Source organism: Brevundimonas albigilva (assembly GCF_023573565.1).
Taxonomy (GTDB): Bacteria; Pseudomonadota; Alphaproteobacteria; order Caulobacterales; family Caulobacteraceae; genus Brevundimonas; species Brevundimonas albigilva.
Genome location: NZ_CP097649.1, coordinates 1,075,335 through 1,091,763, shown reverse-complemented (window position 1 = coordinate 1,091,763; position 16,429 = coordinate 1,075,335). Strand labels below are relative to the sequence as shown.

Annotated in this window: 14 protein-coding genes and 2 tRNA genes; 3 read left to right on the top strand and 13 right to left on the bottom strand. The window is 69.3% G+C overall.

All coding sequences use genetic code 11. From position 1 onward, the window contains the following. Position 1 precedes the first annotated feature (1 nt). From gspD to M8231_RS05415, 4 genes are all read right to left on the bottom strand, one after another. Positions 2-2,122, bottom strand: a complete 2,121-nt coding sequence (gene gspD / locus M8231_RS05430) for a type II secretion system secretin GspD (RefSeq protein WP_250202410.1) — start codon at positions 2,120-2,122, stop codon at positions 2-4. Further along, complete coding sequence (locus tag M8231_RS05425) at positions 2,119-2,925, bottom strand: type II secretion system protein N (RefSeq protein WP_249750884.1); 807 nt, start codon at positions 2,923-2,925, stop codon at positions 2,119-2,121. Before M8231_RS05425 ends, gspD begins: the two co-directional genes overlap by 4 nt. Before the next feature lie 229 nt (positions 2,926-3,154). Continuing rightward, complete coding sequence (locus M8231_RS05420) at positions 3,155-5,794, bottom strand: TonB-dependent receptor domain-containing protein (protein ID WP_249750885.1); 2,640 nt, start codon at positions 5,792-5,794, stop codon at positions 3,155-3,157. An 85-nt stretch (positions 5,795-5,879) separates the two neighbouring features. Continuing rightward, positions 5,880-7,391 carry a hypothetical protein gene (locus M8231_RS05415; protein WP_249750886.1) on the bottom strand — a complete coding sequence of 504 codons (1,512 nt, stop codon included), beginning with the start codon at positions 7,389-7,391 and terminating at the stop codon, positions 5,880-5,882. A 290-nt stretch (positions 7,392-7,681) separates the two neighbouring features. Here M8231_RS05415 and M8231_RS16880 point away from each other — a divergent pair, with 290 nt between their 5' ends. Further along, a complete protein-coding gene (locus M8231_RS16880) occupies positions 7,682-7,813 on the top strand; it encodes a hypothetical protein (RefSeq protein ID WP_283843746.1) in 132 nt (43 codons plus the stop codon). On the opposite strand, the gene M8231_RS05410 is transcribed toward M8231_RS16880, so the two are convergent. Continuing rightward, the gene (locus M8231_RS05410) at positions 7,810-8,307 is read right to left on the bottom strand and encodes a hypothetical protein (RefSeq protein WP_250202409.1); all 498 of its coding nucleotides are present in this window, start codon (positions 8,305-8,307) and stop codon (positions 7,810-7,812) included. The two genes, M8231_RS16880 and M8231_RS05410, sit on opposite strands and share 4 nt — an antisense overlap. After that, positions 8,304-9,272, bottom strand: a complete 969-nt coding sequence (locus M8231_RS05405) for a M28 family peptidase (protein WP_250202408.1) — start codon at positions 9,270-9,272, stop codon at positions 8,304-8,306. Before M8231_RS05405 ends, M8231_RS05410 begins: the two co-directional genes overlap by 4 nt. A gap of 114 nt (positions 9,273-9,386) precedes the next feature. Between M8231_RS05405 and ligA the strand changes: the two genes are divergently transcribed. Both ligA and M8231_RS05395 read left to right on the top strand, forming a co-directional pair. Further along, the gene (gene ligA, locus M8231_RS05400) at positions 9,387-11,714 is read left to right on the top strand and encodes an NAD-dependent DNA ligase LigA (protein ID WP_250202407.1); all 2,328 of its coding nucleotides are present in this window, start codon (positions 9,387-9,389) and stop codon (positions 11,712-11,714) included. Between the two features lie 126 nt (positions 11,715-11,840). Then, positions 11,841-12,263 carry a DUF2147 domain-containing protein gene (locus M8231_RS05395; protein WP_249750887.1) on the top strand — a complete coding sequence of 141 codons (423 nt, stop codon included), beginning with the start codon at positions 11,841-11,843 and terminating at the stop codon, positions 12,261-12,263. 70 nt (positions 12,264-12,333) lie between these two features. Here M8231_RS05395 and M8231_RS05390 read toward each other — a convergent pair whose 3' ends face one another. From M8231_RS05390 to M8231_RS05355, 7 genes are all read right to left on the bottom strand, one after another. After that, positions 12,334-13,320 carry an aldo/keto reductase gene (locus M8231_RS05390; protein WP_249750888.1) on the bottom strand — a complete coding sequence of 329 codons (987 nt, stop codon included), beginning with the start codon at positions 13,318-13,320 and terminating at the stop codon, positions 12,334-12,336. Between the two features lie 107 nt (positions 13,321-13,427). Next, positions 13,428-13,504, bottom strand: a tRNA-His gene (locus tag M8231_RS05385). 125 nt (positions 13,505-13,629) lie between these two features. Continuing rightward, a complete protein-coding gene (locus M8231_RS16875) occupies positions 13,630-14,346 on the bottom strand; it encodes an energy transducer TonB (protein ID WP_283843747.1) in 717 nt (238 codons plus the stop codon). Between the two features lie 12 nt (positions 14,347-14,358). After that, the gene (locus tag M8231_RS05370; protein WP_249750889.1) at positions 14,359-14,796 is read right to left on the bottom strand and encodes an ExbD/TolR family protein; all 438 of its coding nucleotides are present in this window, start codon (positions 14,794-14,796) and stop codon (positions 14,359-14,361) included. 5 nt (positions 14,797-14,801) lie between these two features. Then, complete coding sequence (locus tag M8231_RS05365) at positions 14,802-15,689, bottom strand: MotA/TolQ/ExbB proton channel family protein (RefSeq protein ID WP_249751840.1); 888 nt, start codon at positions 15,687-15,689, stop codon at positions 14,802-14,804. A 436-nt stretch (positions 15,690-16,125) separates the two neighbouring features. Continuing rightward, positions 16,126-16,201 (bottom strand) — tRNA-Phe (locus M8231_RS05360). Between the two features lie 63 nt (positions 16,202-16,264). Then, entirely contained in the window at positions 16,265-16,429 is a 165-nt protein-coding gene (locus M8231_RS05355; protein ID WP_249750890.1) for a DNA gyrase inhibitor YacG, read from the bottom strand.

The following is a 16,429-nucleotide window of genomic DNA, read 5'->3' as shown; positions in this document are numbered from 1 at the left end:
CTCAGGACCCGGCGGGCGCCAGAGGCCGGGCGTCGACCGGCGCCACGGGCGCGATCACGGTCGGCTCGCCGCTGGCGGGGGCGGCGGGCGGCTGGGTGCGCATATAGTCGCGCACCAACGCATCCAGGCTGGGCTCGCGGTCGGGCTGAACGGCCAGTTGCTGGTCGCGCATATAGCCCCACCGGTCGGCGGCCAGCCCCTGCGCCTGATCCGGCGTGCGAATGATGGTCGGGCGCAGGAAGACCATCAGATTGGTCCGTCCGCGCTGGCGGCTGGTCGAGCGGAACAGGGCGCCGACGCCGGGGATGTCGCCCAGGCCCGGCACCTTGTCCTGACGCAGCCGGTCGTTCTGGTCCAGCAGGCCGCCGGCCACGGCGATGTCGCCGTCGTCCACCACCAGCGTCGTCTCCAGCTCGCGCTTGTCCAGCACCAGGTCCGAGGCGCCGGTGCTCAGCACGCCGTTGATGGCCGACACCTCCTGGCGCAGCGTCAGGGTGATCGAGCCGCCCGCGTTGATCTGCGGCTTGACCGTCAGCCGCACGCCGATGTCCTTGCGGTCGGTGGTCGTGAACGGGTTGGAGTTGCCGTCCAGCAGCGTCTGGCCGGTGGTGATCGGCACTTCCTGGCCGACCAGGAAGGTGGCCTCCTCGTTGTCCAGCGTCATGATCGACGGGGTCTGGAGCAGGTTCGATCCCTCGTCGGTCTTGGCCGCGTTGATGATGAAGCCGAAAAGGCCGTCGCCTACCTTGCCGCCCGCCCCGCCGACGAAGCCGTTGGCGCCCAGGAGGGTGTTCAGGGCCAGGTTCTGTAGCTGCTCGCGCAGGGGATCGTCCGCGTCCAGCTGGCCCGAGGCGACGCCGCCGGCGATGGGAACCAGGGGCGCCGCGCTGTCGGAATAGTTGGTCAGGCCGACGCCGTTCTCGCCGCCGTACAGCCACTGGACGCCCAGTTCGCGCACGGCGTTGTCGCTCAGTTCGACGACGATGGCCTCGATCAGAACCTGCTGGCGGCGCACGTCCAGCCGGCGGATCACGTCCGCCAGGGTGCGCTGCATGTCGGCCGGCCCCGAGATGACCAGGGCGTTGGCGCCGGGGAACCGCGCGATGGTGGCGCGCTGGCCGGTGGCGGTGATGGTGGTCGAGCCGATCGGGCCGGCGTCCTGGTCGTCGGCCTGGGTCAGGCCGGGGCGCAAGCCGCCCCCGGCGGCGGCGCTGCCGGTCGCGCGCGCCGTCTGCAGGCGCGGCGTCTGCGAGGCGCCGTCGCCGCTGACCGGCTGGCCGACGATCTGCTGCAGCACCGGCAGCAGCTGCTCGGCGTTGGCGTGTTCCAGGAAGACGACGTTGACGTCCTGGGCCGACTGGGACCGGCCGTCCAGGTCGTGGATCAGGCCGCGCACGCGCGTCAGGGCCTGGCCGTCGCCGCGCAGCACCAGGGAGTTCGAGCTTTCGACCGGCGTGACCGACACCATCCCCTGCCCGCCGCCGCCCGGCGCGGCCAGCACCGATTGCAGCACGCCCGCGATCTCGCGCGCCGAGGCGTTCTCCAGCGTCACGACCTCGTAGCTGGAGCGATCGACGTCGATCCGCGCGATCAGGGCGCGCACCCGCGCCAGGTTGTCGGCGAAGTCGGCGACCACCACGCTGTTGGCGCCGGGATTGGCCAGCACCTGCCCCTGGGCGCCGACCAGCGGCCGGATGGTCTCGGCCGCCGAGGCGGCGTCGATGTTGCGCAACGGGAAGACCTCGGTGGAGAAGCGCTCCGCCCCGACGGTCGACGGTCCCTGGGCGGCGCCCTGGGCCGGGCTGATGCGATAGGCGCCCGACTGGGTCGGGGTGACCACCAGGCCGTTGGCGCGCAGGGTCGACAGGAAGACCTCGAACAGCTGGGCGCGGCTCAGCGGACGGTCGCTGGTCACCGTCACCGTGCCGGACACCGCCGGATCGACGATGAAGGTGCGGCCGGTCGTGCGCGCCACGTCCTGGATGAAGGCGCGGATGTCGGCGCCCTGGACGTTCAACGTCTGCCGGGCCTGAGCCAGGGCGGGCGCGGCCGCCAGCGGCCCCTGCGCGGCCAGGATCGCCGTCAGGGCGCCGACCAGGGTGTTGCGGATGCGGGCGTTCATGGACGCGTCCTTATGGTGGTGGTGCGCATCTCGCCGTTGCGCTCGTACTGAATCTCGGCCGAAGGGGCGCTGGCCAGTTGACCGCGCAGGGCGCCGATGGCCTGGGGGCTGTCCAGCGCCGTCCCGTTGACCGACAGGATGACGTCCCCGGCCTGCAGCCCGGCCGCGCGCAGCTCCGAGGCGTTGCCGGCCGAGGAGACGGTGAAGCCGTTGACGCCCAGCCCCTGCAGGCGCGGACGCAGCGACGCCTGGGCCATCAGGCGCTGGGGATCCACCACCGCCGCCGCGGGGGTGGACGCGGGCGCGGGCGCGGGGGTGACGACCTGTTCCGTCGCGGGCGGCGGCGGGGGCGGCGCGGCGCCGGCCGGGACCTCCGAGAAGGCCAGCCGAGACAGCGACTGTCCCCGCGCCAGGGTGACGAAGTCCGGACCGACCGCCTGGAGCACCAGGCCGGGCATGACCTCCTCGCCCACGCCCACGGACAGTTGCCGGCCGTCGGCCAGGCCGATGATGGCCGAGCCGCCGCCCTGCCCGCCGGCGCGCACGCCGAACAGGCGAAGCTGGCCGGCCTCGTCGCCCGAAGCGCCTTCCAGGCTGGACGGCGCGCCGGTGCGGAAGAAGGCGTCGAAGCGCGACAGCACGCCCATGTCGACGGGGCGGCTCGGCGCCGCCGGGGCCGCCTGCAGAGAGGGCTGGGGCGCCAGGAAAATCCACGCGAGCCGGCCGGCCTGCACGAGCAGCAGCAGCGCCAGCGCCGCCGGGACGATCCGGCGCCAGGGCCAGGCCGCCAGCGATTGGCGCATGGTCTCCGGCCTGATGTTTCGCAGTGTCGCGATCACGGCGCCCGTCCAAACGGCCCCCCGAGGACCGACAGCGCCATTAGACCAATCGTCCGTATGCGGGCCTCACGGCTGCATGACGAGGCGGAGAACTTGTCGTGACGATTGAGGGGTACGCGGACGAATATTCACAAAAGAAAACGACCGGAAAGCCGTCGGGCCTTCCGGTCGTCTGGTCGGTCGAAAGCCGGGATCAGAAGCGGGCGGTCAGGCTGACCGAGGCGCTCTGGCCCAGTTCGTAGTTGTTGATGCGGATCTTGTTGCCGCGTTCCTGGTACTCGTCGAAGTCCGTCCCCAGCAGGTTGCGCAGTTCCAGGGCGAAGCCCAGGTCGCGGTCCATGACGGTGAAGTCCTTGCGATAGACGAAGTCCAGGAACACGCCCGGCTCCTGCACATAGTCCGGTTCGCGGCTGGCGCCGGTTCCCGCGCCGCGGGCGGTGATCCGCTCGCTGACGTAGTTGACGATGACGGTCGCCTGCGACCGCGCCGTGTCGTCTTCCCAGCCCAGTTGCAGGTTGGCGACGTGCTCGGACTGGCCTTGCAGGCGGCTGCCGTCCTGGATGAAGAAGTCCGCCGGTTCGGGCGAACCCGCGCCGCCCAGCGTCAGGACGGTGTCGCCGTCGCCGACGCTGACCTCGGAGTCCGACCAGGTGTAGTTGGCCTGGACCAGCCAGCGCTTGTTGGAGACGAAGGCGTTCTGATCCGGGAATTCGAAGTACTTCTTCACCTCGAACTCGGCGCCGTAGATGGTCGCCTCCGGCGCGTTCAGGAACGACTGCTGGCGCTGGTTGCCGACGTCGACGATCACGGCTTCGACCGGCTTGTCCAGGTTCTTGTAGAAGACGCCGGCGGTCACGAACTGCTGGCGGGCGAAGTACCATTCGTACCGCGCGTCCAGGTTCAGGATCTCGGTGTCCACCAGATAGGGGTTGCCGATGAAGATGCGGTCGCTTTCCGGGTCGGTGTAGGCCTGCGGCGCCAGCTCGCGGAACTGCGGGCGGCCGATGGTCTTGGACGCGCCCAGACGCAGCTGCTGGTCCTCGGCGAAGTTCCAGGTGCCGGTGAAGGACGGCAGCCAGTACTGTTCGTCGATCTCGGTCGGCTGGTAGGGCGTGGCGCCGCCGAACAGGTCGCGCGGGGTGACGCTCTGCTGGCCGTCCTCGAAGCGGACGCCGACGGTGGTGCGGACCAGCGGGATCAGTTCCGCGTCGGCCATCACATAGGCGGCGTTGACCTGAAGCTCGGCGTCATAGGCGCTGGCGCCGTTGATGCCCGCGATCTCGCGCAGCTGCAGGGTGCTGGGGTTGATGTTGTAGTCCGAGAACAGATAGTCGATGCGCGACTGGCGCTGTTCTTCCGTCAGGCCGTTGACCGCCTCGAACTGCAGGTCGTGACGCACGGCGTCGCGATTGTTGTCGAAGGACGACACCCCGGCGCTGAAGACGACCTCGCGGGCGTTCGACAGCGGCACGGTGTAGGCGACGTCGGCCCCGCCCGAGACGATGTCGTCGTCCAGTTCGCTGAACGAGATCAGATTGCCCTGAACGTTGTGGATGAAGTTCCCGTCCGCGTCGACGCCGTACTGGAAGCGCGATTCATAGGGCGCGTCGCGCGACGTCTTGGCGTAGGCCGCGCGCCAGTCGATTTCCAGCATGCCGTCCATGAAGTGGTGCTCGCCGGCCAGTTGGCTGGTGAACAGCTGGCGGACGAACCATTCGGTGTAGTCGTTGCGGATGATCCCGCCGCCGGCGTCGAAGTCCGGACCGGCCGTCGAGCGCGCTTCCTTGGTGGTGTTGCGGACGTACAGGTTCGTCCACTTCACCTCGTGGTCGTCGGTCGACAGCGACAGGCCGCCCAGGAAGTTCAGGCGGATGTCGTTCTGGTTCGACTGGACCGCATAGGTCGAGACCGGCACCAGGTCTTCGCCCTGGAACTGCCCCTCTTCCTGCACGCCTTCGCGGGCGCGCCAGCTGTTGTCGTAACCGGCGACCGCGATGACCCCCAGCGTGCCCAGGCCGGTGTCCTGCGAGAAGCCGCCGGCCAGTTCCAGTCCGCCGTCGATCGGGGTCTTCTCGCGCTGCAGCAGCCGCAGCGGCGCATTGACCAGCGACTGGCCCATGGCCTGCAGCTCGTCGGCGCTGAAGTTGGCGCGATTGATCTGCAGACCGGTGTCGAAGGCGATCGCGATCTGGCCCGGAACCTCGCGCGTGTCGTCGTCGAAGCCGGTGAAGTCGGTGCGCGACCCGTAGTAGATCAGGTTTTCCTTGCCCGTCGACTCGGTGTTGCCGCCCAGCGACAGCTTCATCGTGAAGAACGGATCGGCGGGCGCGTCGATGGTGTGCAGGTCGATGACGCCGCCGCCGAACTCGCCGGGGAAGTTGGGCGAATAGGTCTTCTGGACGGTCACGCCGTCCAGGATGCTGGACGGGAACAGGTCCAGCGGCACGACGCGCTGCAGCGGCTCGGGGCTGGGCAGCGGCGAACCGTTCAGCAGGGCCGAGGAGTAACGCTCGCCCAGGCCGCGCACATAGATGAAGCGCCCCTCGACGATCGACAGGCCGGTGACGCGGGTCAGGGCGGCGGCGGCGTTGCTGTCGCCAGTGCGCTCCAGGTCTTCCGACGTCAGGAAGGCCGCGACCTCGGAGCTTTCGCGGTTCGGTTCGGGGATGTAGCGGCCCAGGACCACGATCTCGTCGACCGTCGCAGGCTCGGCCTGTTCGGCGGGGGTCTGCTGGGTCGGCGCGGTTTCGGTTTGAGCGAACGCCAGACCCGGCGCGATCATCGCGCTGGTGGCCAGCAGGACCCCGCTCAGGGTCATCTTAAATTTCTTCATGGTCTGAGCCTTGGTTCGAGAGACGGCGGCGCCCGAAAGGGGCGGCGGCGGCCCCGCGAAGGGACCGCCGCCTGCTTCAGCTCAATCAGCAGGTCGAACCCGAGGTCAGGCCGCAGGTCCAACCCTGCCACCAGGTGTCGGTCGCGTTCTGGACGGCGCCGATGTAGGTGGTGGTGTCGAAGAAGGAATAGACCGTCTTCGCATCGACCGGCGTCACGGCGTTCTCGTTCGCGCCGTTGATGAAGGCCAGGTTCTGGTTGGTGATCGTCGTGCCCGAGGCCGGGGCCGTCAGGGTCGAGGTTCCCATCGCCGTCACATTGGTGTTGCGGGCGTTGGTGAACACCGCCTGAGAGCGGGCGGCGTTGGCCGGGCGGTAGGAGATGCCGCAGGACATGTAGACCGAGCGGATCGTCGGGGTGGAGCCGCCGTCGAAGCTGGTCTGGGTGTCGGTGTCGGCGATGTCGAAGCAGCCGGCGGCCGAACCGGCCGTGCTGGTGGCGACGATGTTCACCAGGGTCGGCTGGGTGCCGGTGTCGAAGTGCATCACCGTGTGCGCGTCGATCGGGGCGTTGCGGCCGACCAGGGTCCAGTTGGCGATCTTGGGCTGCGACAGGTAGCGCGAGGCGTAGGGCGTCGACGCCGGGGCCGAGGAGAACTCGAAGCCCGCCGAACGGCTGGTGGAGTTCGGCGCGCGCTGGGTCACGATGCCGAACTGGGCGCCGCCGCGCCAGCCGGTGTCGGTGTCCAGGCCGTCGTCGTCGGCGCCGTTGATGACGATGTACTTCAGGTTGGCGTTGCCGCCGAAGATCTCGATGCCGTCGTCCGACGAGTTGTAGGACTGGACGTGGTCGATGACCGTGCCCGAGCCGACGCCGGCCAGGGTCAGGGCCTGCAGTTCGTTGCCGGTCGAGATCTCGAAGCCCGAGTACTTGATCTGCACGTAGCGCAGACGGCCCGAGTTATCGGCCGGGGTGTTGCCGCCGTAGAAGGCGTTGGTGCCTTCGACCTGGCCGGTGCAGGTGACCGGCGCGGTCAGCTGGCAGTTGGCCTGCGGCGCGCGGCCGGCCAGGACGATGCCGCCCCACTGGCCTTGCGAGCCTTCGGTGGTCGAGCCTTCGACGTTCTGGCGGCTGGTGAAGATGATCGGGTTGGTCGCGGTGCCTTCGGCGAAGAGCTGCGAGCCGCGGTTGACCAGCAGGTAGTCGCCGCCGCCCGAGGCGAACACGCGCACGCCCGGCTCGATCGTCAGGATGCCCTGGCTGCCGGTGGTCGAAGCGGGGTCGACGCCGCGGTCGGTGCCGACTTCGGTGCGGCCGGTGATCGAGTAGATGGTGCCGGCGCGGACCGCCAGGGTCAGGTTGCCGATGATCTGCTGCGGCAGTTGGCAGACGCGCAGGGTGTTGTTGGCGATGGTGCCGACGTTGGCCAGGCCCGTGGGGCAGTCGGCCGCGGGCGTGCCCGGCGTCGGGGTCGTCGGATCGCCGCCGCCGCCGCCGCCGCCGCCGCCGAAGTCGCCTTCGCCCGGCGAGGCCACTTCGGCCGAGCCGCAGGCGGCGAGCGCGAGGGCGCTGGCGGCGACCACGAGCAGGGATTTCATGTGTTGGCCGGTCATCATCAGTCCACCGTGTCTGATCTAAAGAGCTATGACAGGGGACAGCCGAGCCCATGCCCGACCGTGACGACGCATCGCCCCCTCCTGCCCGGTCCGGATCAATAGTCAGTGCACGTGACGGTGCTTGCGCCTCTTCGTGAAACTTAGCCGGAAGTTTTGCGCAGGTTTGGGGGCGGTTTTGCGAATATCCGTCCGGTGACGGCGCACGTGTCACACAAGCCGGGCCAGGCGACGAGGCTTGGCTGCCGCAGACAAAACTGCTACCTTGGATTGCAATGCGACGCCGTTCCCGCCACCCTGACGCCTGGTCGCGTCGCCAGACCGCGCTGCTCGTCGCCCTGGGCGCGGGGATCTGGCTTCTGGTCGCCGCCGGGGCCTTTCTGCTGGCCCGCTGGCTGACGGCCTAGTCGCCGCCCCACAGGGTCAGCCGCACCGGGGCGGACTGGCCGCCGATCGACAGCGCGCCCTGGATCACCGGCGTCTGGTCGCCCAGATTGCGGCGGGCGGTGGCCAGGGTGCCCTGATCCAGCCGGCCGGTCAGGGCCACGGTCACGCCCCGCCCGCCCAGCCCCCGGAAACGGATCGCCTCGTCGGTGACCTGATAGGCCTCGGGCCCGACGCGGATCACGCCCTCGCGCGTCCTGAGGGACACCACGACCGGCGCGGACCCGCCCCGCCCCTGCTCCCAGGCCTCCAACGCCGACGGCTGGCCGATGAAGACGCTTTCCAGCGCCAGGCCGTCGATCTGGACCGGCGTCAGCGGGCGATACTCGCCGGAGACGTCCTCGCTCAGCGCATGCCGAAACGCCTCGCCGCCGCCGGCCTGGTGGGACGGCGCGGCGGCCCGCTCGCAGGACGCCAGCGCCAGGCAGGCGGCGGCGATCAGAACCCGCCGTCTCATCGGTCCAGCGCCCGGTCCAGGGCGCGGAACGAGTCGATCGCCAGGGCGGCCGAACCGGCGAAGACCGACGGCGTGATGCGCTCGAAATCGTCGCTGGGGCGGTGATAGTCGGGGTGATAGTCGACCCCGAGATAAAGGAAGGGCACGCCCGCCGCATGGAAGGCGCCGTGATCGGAGGCGTCGACCCAGTTGTTCTCGCCCTCGTCCTGCGGCGTATCCTTGCCGAAGGCCAGCGACACCGCGCCCTGGGCCGGCAGGGCTTCGAGGATCGGGCGCAGGGCGGGGTGCTGATAGGTCCCCGTCACCCACAGATGGCCGTCGGTCTCGGCCCGCGCGATCATGTCGAAGTTCAGGTTCAGGCTCATGGCCGACAGGGGCACGGGCGGCGACGACACGAACTCCTTGGCGCCCAGCAGGCCCCGCTCCTCTCCGTCCAGGGCGACCAGCAGCACGCTGTGGTCGGGCGCCTGGGCCTTCAGCGAGGCGGCCAGCGCCAGCAGGGTCGCCACGCCCGAGGCGTTGTCGTCCGCGCCGTTGTAGATCTGGCCGTCGTTGACGCCGACGTGGTCGTAGTGGGCGGTGACGACGATGTAGCGGTCGGCCACGCGGGCGCCGGGGATCAGACCGATGATGTTCACGCCGTCGAACGTCCTTGTCCCCTCGCGCGTATGACCCTGGGCCTGGAACGGCTGAAGCCGCCCGAACGAGGCCGGCGCCACGCCCAGCGCATCCAGCCGCGAGACGATGTAGGCGCGCGCCTTCGCCCCGCCCGCCGAGCCGGTGTCGCGCCCTTCCATGTCGTCGGCCGACAGCAGCCGGACGTCCTCCAGCAGCCGCGGATCGGCGACGGGGGCCGCCGTCGCCGTCTCGACCGGCGCGGGCCGGCTGGCGTTCGGCGGCACGCAGGCGGCCAGCGACAGGGCGGCGGTCGCCAGCAGCAGCGCGCGAAGGGTCGAAGCGGTCATGCGGTCTCCAGGATTGCGGCCGCAGCCTAGCGTCCGGCCGGCGCGGCGTCAGCATACGGATGCGTCATTCCGCGCGCGGACTTCACGCCCCGCGCCGGGGTGGTAAGGAAGCGGATGGCCGCGAATCCTCTCATTCCCGTCGAAGACCTGTCGCCCCAGGCGGCCGAGATCGATCTGGCGCGGCTGGCGGCCGAGATCGCGCGGCACGACGCCCTGTACGGCGAGGCCGCGCCCGAGATTTCCGACGCCGACTACGACGCCCTGCGCCAGCGCAACACGGCTGTCGAGACCCGCTTTCCCGACCTGGTGCGCCCGGATTCGCCGTCCAACAAGGTGGGCAGCGCCGCCTCCAGCCAGTTCGCCGAGGTGCGCCACGGCGTGCCCATGCTGTCGCTGGACAACGCCTTCGACGAGGGCGAGGTGCGCGACTTCGTCGCCCGGATCGCCCGGTTCCTGAAGCTGCCGGCCGACGAACCCATCGCCTTCGTCGCCGAGCCCAAGATCGACGGTCTGTCCGCCAATCTGCTCTATGTCGACGGCCGGCTGACCCTCGGCGCCACGCGCGGCGACGGCCGCACGGGCGAGGACGTGACCGCCAATCTGAAAACCATCGCCGACGTGCGCCCGTCGCTGAAGGGCGACGGCTGGCCCGACCGGATCGAAATCCGCGGCGAGGTCTATGCCCCCAACGACGCCTTCGCCGCCTTCAACGCCGCGGCCGAGGCCGAGGGGCGGCGCACCTACGCCAATCCACGCAACTTCGCCGCCGGCTCGCTGCGCCAGAAGGACGCCGCCGTCACGGCCGGGCGCCCGCTGGCCTTCTTCGCCTACGCCTGGGGCGAGCATTCCAGCGACTTCGCCGAGACCCAGTGGGAGGCGCTGCAGAAACTGAAGGCCTGGGGCTTTCCGGTCAACGACCGCTCGCGCCGGGTGGAGGGGGCCGAGGGCCTGCTGGCGGCCTATCGCGAGCTGGAGCGGGATCGCGCCGCCCTGGGCTATGACATCGACGGCGTGGTGTACAAGGTCGACCGGCTGGACTGGCAGCGACGCCTGGGCTTCGTCGCCCGCAGCCCGCGCTGGGCCATCGCGCACAAGTTCCCGGCCCAGCAGGCGACGACCGTGCTGGAGGGGATCGACATCCAGGTGGGACGCACCGGCTCGCTGACGCCCGTGGCGCGGCTGCATCCGGTGACGGTCGGCGGCGTGGTGGTCAGGAACGCGACCCTGCACAACGAGGACGAGATCGCCCGGTTGGACGTGCGCATCGGCGACACCGTGCGCCTGCAGCGCGCCGGCGACGTCATCCCCCAGATCCTGGGGATCGTGCCCGAACTGCGCCCGGCCGACGCGCTTCCCTACGTCTTTCCCGACCGGTGCCCCGTGTGCGGATCGGAGGCGGTGCGCGAGGGCGACGAGGTCAAGCGGCGCTGCACCGGCGGCCTGATCTGCGACGCCCAGATCGTCGAACGCCTGAAGCATTTCGTCGGCCGCCGCGCCTTCGACATCGAGGGCCTGGGCGAAAAGCAGCTGGTCGCCTTCCATGCGCGCGGCTGGATCCGCGAGCCCGCCGACATCTTCCGCCTGGCGCGCGACGAGGCCAAGCTGGCCGAACTGGCCCAGGACGACGGCTATGGCGAGACCAGCATCCGCAACCTGATCGCCGGCATAGAGGCGCGGCGGGTCATCAGTCTGGACCGCTTCCTGTTCGGCCTGGGCGTGCGCGAGATCGGCGAGCAGACCTCGCTGGTCCTGGCCCGCGCCTTCGAAAGCTGGGCGGCGCTGAAGGCGGCGTGCCTTCAGGCGGCCGCGGGAATTCCCTCGGCCGCCTGGGTCGAACTGGCCGGCGCCCATGCGGTTTCGCCCCGCGTCCTGGCCCTGATGGCCCAGGCCGCGCCGCCCGCCGCCGATCCCTGGCCCGAGGCGACGATGGACATGAAGATCGGCCAGGCCTTTCCCGGCATGGCCGCCCCCGCCCGGCGCGCGCTGGCCGCCATGACCGACGACTGGGCGGGCCTGGTCGAACTGGCCCGCGTCGCCCGCGAGGAGGCGCCGTCGGAGATGCTGAACCAGATCGGCGGCGTCGCCGGCGTCGGCCCCGTGGCGGCCCTGGCCCTGGCGCACTTCTTCCACGAGCCGCACAATCTGGCGGTCGTGTCGGCCCTGGAAGCCGAGCTGACCCGCATCGTCGACGTCGAACGGCCCCAGGCCGACACCCCGGTCGCGGGCAGGACGGTGGTCTTCACCGGCTCGCTGGAACGCTTCACCCGCGACGAGGCCAAGGCCCGCGCCGAAAGCCTGGGCGCCAAGGTGTCCGGCTCGGTGTCCAGCAAGACCGACTATGTGGTGGCCGGTCCAGGCGCGGGCTCCAAGCTGAAGGAGGCCGAAAAGCACGGCGTCCAGGTGCTGACCGAGGACGAATGGCTGGCGCTGATCGGCGGCTGAAACTTGACCTAACGTCCGGTTTTCGTTGGAGATCGGCGCCGGATTGGGCCTTGTTTTGAACCGAAAGCGGGATCACCCTGTTGTTCAACGGGCCGGCCGAAGCCGTCCCGAACGAAGGGAACGACCATGAAGACCAAGATTCTGATGGCCGCCGCCACGCTGGCGGCCGCCCTCGCCTCCCCGGCCCTGGCGGCCGACCCGACCGGTCTGTGGCAGACGCCGACCAACGGCGGCCAGGTGCGCATCGCCCGGTGCGGCCAGGCGCTGTGCGGGACCCTGGTGACGTCGAACCACATCCGCGCCGACGCCAACGCCCGGGACGAGCACAATCGCAACGCCGAACTTCGCGGCCGCACCCTGCGCAACCTGCCCATGCTGACCGGCTTCACCGGCGGCCCGACCGAATGGCGGGGCGGCTCGGTCTATAATCCGGCCGACGGCGGCACCTATCGCGGCACCATCACCATGCAGAACGACAACACCCTGCGCCTGCGCGGCTGCATCGTCGCGCCGCTGTGCAAGACCCAGACCTGGACCCGCATCCAGTAGTCCCGCGTCCCTGACAGACCAAGGCCCGGCCGGAGCAATCCGGCCGGGCCTTTTTCATGCGCCGCCAGGCTCAGCGATCAAGAGCCGCGCGCGCCGCCTCGGCGTAGCGGTGGCCGGCCGCCGCGTTCTTGGGAAAGACGGCCTCGATGCGGGCCAAGTCGTCGGGCGTCAGCGACAGATCGACCGCGGCGACGTTCTGCTCCAGCGTCGGCAGGCGCCGCGTGCCGGGAATGGGGACCAGGTTCGGATCCTGCGCCAGCACCCAGGCCAGGGCCAGCTGCGCGGCCGTGACGCCCTTGTCGGCGGCGATGGCCTTGACCGCCTCGACCAGGTCCAGGTTCTTCCGGAAGTTCTCGCCCATGAAGCGCGGATTGCTGCGGCGGAAATCGTCCGGCGCCAGGTCGTCCACGGACCGGATGTCGCCCGACAGGAAGCCGCGGCCCAGCGGGCTGTAGGGCACGAAGCCGACGCCCAGTTCGCGGCACAGGGCGAACAGCGCGTCCTCCGGCTCTCGGCTCCACAACGAATATTCGGTCTGCAAGGCCGTGATCGGGTGAACCGCGTGGGCCTTGCGGATCGTCTCGGGCGCGGCCTCGGACAGGCCCAGGAAGCGAACCTTGCCCGCCGTCACCAGGTCGGCCATCGCCCCGACCGTGTCCTCGATCGGCGTGTCGGGATCGACGCGGTGCAGATAGTAGAGATCGACGTGATCGACGCCCAAGCGCTTCAGACTGTCGTCGATGGCGCGGCGGACATTGGCCGGGCTGCCGTCGGTCATCAGGCGGCTGCGGTCTTCGTTGTAATTGATGCCGAACTTGGTCGCCAGGAAGGCCTGGTCGCGCCGGTCCTTCAACGCCTTGCCGACCAGCACCTCGTTGGCGTGGGGGCCGTACATCTCGGCGGTGTCCAGCAGGGTCACGCCCAGGTCCAGGGCGCGGTGGATGACGGCGATCGACTGCGCCTCGTCCGCGCCGCCGTAGAAGGCGCTCATGCCCATGCAGCCCAGGCCGATGGCGGAAACCTCAGGGCCGTCGCGGCCCAGCGTGCGCGTCTTCATGGGCGCTCTCCTGTCGATGGGGAAACCGGCGCGAGGCGCCGTCGACAGGAATTGGGAAGGGAAAGGTCGGGCTTCAACCCGTGCATCGCCGGCGTTTGTCCGGGCGATGGTACCGCCTCTCAGGCTTGAACTGAGGACCTCCGGCTCCACAAACCGGCGCTCTAACCAACTGAGCTAAGGCGGCCCGCGCATCGCGAGGCGCGTTGTCTAGCGGTCGGCGAAGGACCGATCAAGCCGAAGAGTGCGTCCGCGCAAACAAAAACGCCCCGGCGCAAGGCCGGGGCGTTCTCGTGGTTTGGACCGTTCGGCCTACTGGAGACGGAAGCGCACGGTGAAGCGCGCCTGGCCCCCTTGCGCCACCCCGTCCACGGTGCCGGGCGCAAACCGCGCCGACCGCATGGAGGAGAGCGCTTCGCGACCGAAGCCGGCGCCCGAAGGCGTTTCCGACACGATGCTGCAGTTCGTCGGAGCGCCATTGGCCTGGACGGTGCAGAGCAGCACGACCGTGCCGTCCTCGATACCGCGCTCTTGAGCGCGGGCCGGGAATTCCGGACGCGGCTGGCGCGACCAGGACACGTTCGTGACCACGGCCGGACGGGCCGGAGCCGGCGGAGCGGGCGGAGGCGGAGGACCGGGGACGATGACGGGCGGGCCCGAATATTCGACGCGGTTTTCCTTCTTCGTCGGCTCGATCGGCAGCGTGACCGGCGGCGGCGGAGCTTGGGTGTTGATCACCGGCTCGCGCACCTGGAGCTTCGGCGGCGGAGGCGTGTCCGGCGGCGGGGGCGGCGGGGGCGGAGGCGGCGGAGGCGGCGGGACCGGCTCGACCAGCTCAACCTCGACCGACTCGTCGACGTAGTTGAACTCCTTCAGCTTGAACTTCGCCTGCTGCAGATAGAACAGGAGAAGGGCGAAGAGGATGGTGACGACCAGCAGGCAGACCAGCAGCACGGGCGTCGAGACCCCCATGAAGCCCTTCTGCTTCGGCGCGTCATAACGACTGCGGTGATAAGTGACGTCTGTCATTGCACCTCGCGCCTATTGCGTCGACTGGTCTTCGCCGACCAGGGCGACACTGTAGAAGCCGTTGTCCTGCAGGGCGTTCATGACTTGCATGAAGTCGCCGTAGCGGACGTTCTGGTCGCCGCGGATGAAGATCCGCTCGTCGGCGGGGTTACGGCTGCCGATCTGGTCGGTCAGGTCCTGCCCCAGCGAACCCACGTCGGTCCGGAAATCGCCCACGAAGACGTCGCCGTCGTTCTGGATCGAAATATAGACCGGCTTCGGCGGATTCGGGGCCGGCTTGGCGACCGCGATCGGAAGTTCCACTGGCACCGACACGGTGGCGAGCGGAGCCGCCACCATGAAGATGATCAGGAGGACCAGCATGACATCAACGAAAGGCGTAACGTTGATCTCGCTGTTGGCCTCGATCTGGTACTTGCCACCGCCGCCGGATGAAAGCTTGGCGGCCATCTGGATTACGCCCCCTTGTCGAGTTGACGCGAGATGCCGTTGATCAGTTCAGCGTTGAAGCCGTCCGCACGGGTGCCGTAGGCGGCGATGCGGGTGTTGAAGTAGTTATAGAAGATAACCGCCGGGATAGCGGCGAAGAGGCCGATACCCGTGGCCAGCAGGGCCTCGGCGATACCCGGGGCGACGACGGCCAGGTTGGTCGTGTTCGACTCCGCGATGCCGATGAAGGAGTTCATGATGCCGTACACGGTGCCGAACAGACCGACGAACGGACCGGACGAACCGACCGAGGCCAGGAACTGCTGACCGCCCGAGATGCGCTTGGCCAGACCGGCCTGAACGGCGGTGACGGCGGCTTGGACGCGGGCCAGGGTGTCGTGGCGGTGCTCGCCGGTGACCGACAGGCCGGCCTGACGCGACAGGTCGACTTCTTCGGTGGCGGCGGCGGCCATGTCGGCCAGCGGGTTGCCTTCATACTCTTCGGCGGTCGCGATCGCCTTCATGTCGGCGATGGTGCGGGCGCCGCGGAAGTTCTCCAGGAAGGAGTCGGTCTTGCGGTTGAGGGCGCCGAACTCGAACAGCTTGATGAGCAGCAGGGTCCACGAGAAGATCGAGGCCAGCAGCAGGCCGGCCATGACGACCTTCACGACCACGGTCGCTTCCATGAACATGGAGATCGGGGTGATGCCGCCGCCGTGACCGCCGCCGACGGCTTCGCCGACGGACGCGGGATCGGTTTCCGGAGCCGCAGCGGCGGGCGCCGCCGGAGCCATCGCCGTTTCGGCGGCCGGAGCGGGCTCGGCCGGCGCTTGCGCCAGAACCGGCGTGCTCGCCATGAGGACGGCGGCGCCGGCCATGGCGAGAAGGATGTTCGTCTTTTTGCTGTTCAGCATAATTCGCCAGTTCCTGCTTGGTCTGACTCGTGGAACCAAAGGTTCGGCCATGTCACCGGCCGTCCCCCAACCTGAAATGTTTCCTTCGGCGTCCCTTGTCCCAATGTGGAACCCGACCCGCCGAAAACGAGCGAGGACCCGTCCGGTTGCCCGGCTGGCCCCTCCTCCGATGGCGAGTGTCGGAAACCATTCCCTCGACCCGCCGAACTCCACCCAGAAAGTTTACTCTGGGAAGGCGTCCCGAAACCCTTTGGCGAACCGTTACCAGAGCGTCAAGGGCGAAGAGCGCGGATTCGCCGCCGGATGGTTCAAGGGCGAAGTCTTGCTCAGCACGTCATTTAGGCGGCCGATCACGACATTTTCGTGATGCGGCGACGGCGAACAGCGCAAGCTTGTTCGAAATCGGCGTGAAGGGGGCAAAATGATGCGGGAAAAATGGTGCCTGGAGGCGGATTCGAACCACCGACACGCGGATTTTCAATCCGCTGCTCTACCAACTGAGCTATCCAGGCGCCGCTCGGCGTCGCGAGAGCGGCGTCTATAGGCGAGCCGCTTTCGGGTGTCCAGCGTCGGATTCAGTCCTTTTGCGGTTCTTCGTCCGCGCCGTCCGACGGCTCCCCCGCAATGACGTAGGAGCCGGCGAACCAGCGCTGCAGATCCAGGTCCGAGCAGCGGCGCGAACAGAAGGGCTTGTACTTCGGATCGGCGTCCGCCTTGCGGCAGATGGGGCACAGGGCCAT

Bases quoted from the DNA above. Each gene is read 5' to 3' on its own strand.
- gspD (WP_250202410.1), bottom strand. From the start codon at position 2,122: ATGAACGCCCGCATCCGCAACACCCTGGTCGGCGCCCTGACGGCGATC.
- M8231_RS05425 (WP_249750884.1), bottom strand. From the start codon at position 2,925: ATGCGCCAATCGCTGGCGGCCTGGCCCTGGCGCCGGATCGTCCCGGCG.
- M8231_RS05420 (WP_249750885.1), bottom strand. From the start codon at position 5,794: ATGAAGAAATTTAAGATGACCCTGAGCGGGGTCCTGCTGGCCACCAGC.
- M8231_RS05415 (WP_249750886.1), bottom strand. From the start codon at position 7,391: ATGAAATCCCTGCTCGTGGTCGCCGCCAGCGCCCTCGCGCTCGCCGCC.
- M8231_RS16880 (WP_283843746.1), top strand. From the start codon at position 7,682: ATGCGACGCCGTTCCCGCCACCCTGACGCCTGGTCGCGTCGCCAGACC.
- M8231_RS05410 (WP_250202409.1), bottom strand. From the start codon at position 8,307: ATGAGACGGCGGGTTCTGATCGCCGCCGCCTGCCTGGCGCTGGCGTCC.
- M8231_RS05405 (WP_250202408.1), bottom strand. From the start codon at position 9,272: ATGACCGCTTCGACCCTTCGCGCGCTGCTGCTGGCGACCGCCGCCCTG.
- ligA (WP_250202407.1), top strand. From the start codon at position 9,387: ATGGCCGCGAATCCTCTCATTCCCGTCGAAGACCTGTCGCCCCAGGCG.
- M8231_RS05395 (WP_249750887.1), top strand. From the start codon at position 11,841: ATGAAGACCAAGATTCTGATGGCCGCCGCCACGCTGGCGGCCGCCCTC.
- M8231_RS05390 (WP_249750888.1), bottom strand. From the start codon at position 13,320: ATGAAGACGCGCACGCTGGGCCGCGACGGCCCTGAGGTTTCCGCCATC.
- M8231_RS16875 (WP_283843747.1), bottom strand. From the start codon at position 14,346: ATGACAGACGTCACTTATCACCGCAGTCGTTATGACGCGCCGAAGCAG.
- M8231_RS05370 (WP_249750889.1), bottom strand. From the start codon at position 14,796: ATGGCCGCCAAGCTTTCATCCGGCGGCGGTGGCAAGTACCAGATCGAG.
- M8231_RS05365 (WP_249751840.1), bottom strand. From the start codon at position 15,689: ATGCTGAACAGCAAAAAGACGAACATCCTTCTCGCCATGGCCGGCGCC.
- M8231_RS05355 (WP_249750890.1), bottom strand. From the start codon at position 16,429: ATGGCCCTGTGCCCCATCTGCCGCAAGGCGGACGCCGATCCGAAGTAC.